Source organism: Phormidium sp. CCY1219 (assembly GCF_055795085.1).
Genome location: NZ_JAYFEQ010000520.1, coordinates 1 through 1,253, shown reverse-complemented (window position 1 = coordinate 1,253; position 1,253 = coordinate 1). Strand labels below are relative to the sequence as shown.

General features: G+C 54.4%; 2 protein-coding genes. Both read left to right on the top strand.

Annotated features, from left to right (window positions below):
• The first annotated feature begins 164 nt into the window (after positions 1 to 164).
• Complete coding sequence (locus tag AC0QH1_RS13800) at positions 165 to 311, top strand: hypothetical protein (RefSeq protein WP_324631740.1); 147 nt, start codon at positions 165 to 167, stop codon at positions 309 to 311.
• A gap of 624 nt (positions 312 to 935) precedes the next feature.
• The coding region (locus AC0QH1_RS13795) for a hypothetical protein (protein ID WP_324631739.1) at positions 936 to 1,253 on the top strand (318 nt) is incomplete at its 3' end.

The following is a 1,253-nucleotide window of genomic DNA, read 5'->3' as shown; positions in this document are numbered from 1 at the left end:
AACCCAGATCTCAAAGGTCTGGGCGCAGAAGCCCGCGCCGTACCGCCTAAGCGGTCGGCGTCGGGAGTACGTCACAACTCGAGCGGGACAATGGAAGGCGAGAGAACGAAAAAACCCTGTCTAATGGGGTTGATTGACGAAGGGGAAATCGAGAAATGCCGCCCATGAGTGGCAAAGAAATTGCCCTAAACCCCTCCCACTGCAAAACCGTGCAAGCGATCGCGGCGATGGGAGTGCTGTGCTTCCTGGGGAAATCAGCAGTCGATCGCGCCGTTGCTGGGGTCGCGAATGCAGCAGCACCACCGATGTAAGCGGGAGGACGAAGCGCGATCCCCGTGGGTCGCCCGCCGCGATCGCCAAAGGGGCAGAAATTATCCATTTAGAAACAAGCGACAAATCGAACCAAAGTTGGCAAACCCATTCCAGTTTTTCCCGGCACTTCATCCATCCGGTGAGGGTAAGAGAAGATGGGGCGACGCCTCCCACCACCGTCTGAATCGGTGGGTGGAAGGCTACATCGGCCATACTGAGTAGCAACGTTGAGCGCCCCTGTCAATCCCAACTCAGTGGGAGAAATGCCCCAATCCCAGGGAGAATTCCCCCTGCTCTTCACCACCCAGTGGAATTCTCGAGGTCAGTTTTTGGGTAGAATAAGGACTAACCAAAGCGCGATCGCAGAGTCTGCACCATCCCTCAGCCAGGGGCTTTGTGGGGCATTTTGCCGCCGTTAGCATAGGGTTTGCGCGATCGCGCTAAGAGGATTTTTCCGAGAGTAACTGTTCTTGGTAGACTTTTCGCCTTGTTCGATTGTGGTAGGGTTCACCCTCAAACATAAAACTTGTTGATGAATGCGACGCGGAAAACCTATACTTAATTTTCCGAACCTATCGATCGGCAAGAAGCTGGCTCAAAGCAACGAAAAGAGGATCCGAACTATGTCTTTCAACGAAATGTCTTCGGACACAACTGCCAAAATCCCATCTGACTCGATCGCTGTTTTAATCGCAACCTTAAGCATTTTCGCCCTGGGTGGGGTCTTGCATATCCTCTCCCAAGGGGTGCGTGCAGAAGCCTTAGAAAAAGCTCAAACGGCTGCGACCGAGACGGTCTCTCCTGTGGAAGAATCCGCCCCCATGACGGAAGAAACCCCCATGATGGCGGAATCCGCCCCCATGACGGAAGAAACCCCCATGATGGCGGAAGAAACCCCCATGACGGAAGAAACCCCCATGATGGCGGAATCCGCCCCGATG

Coding starts and splice junctions, on each gene's coding strand:
- AC0QH1_RS13800 (WP_324631740.1), top strand. CDS start 165: ATGAGTGGCAAAGAAATTGCCCTAAACCCCTCCCACTGCAAAACCGTG.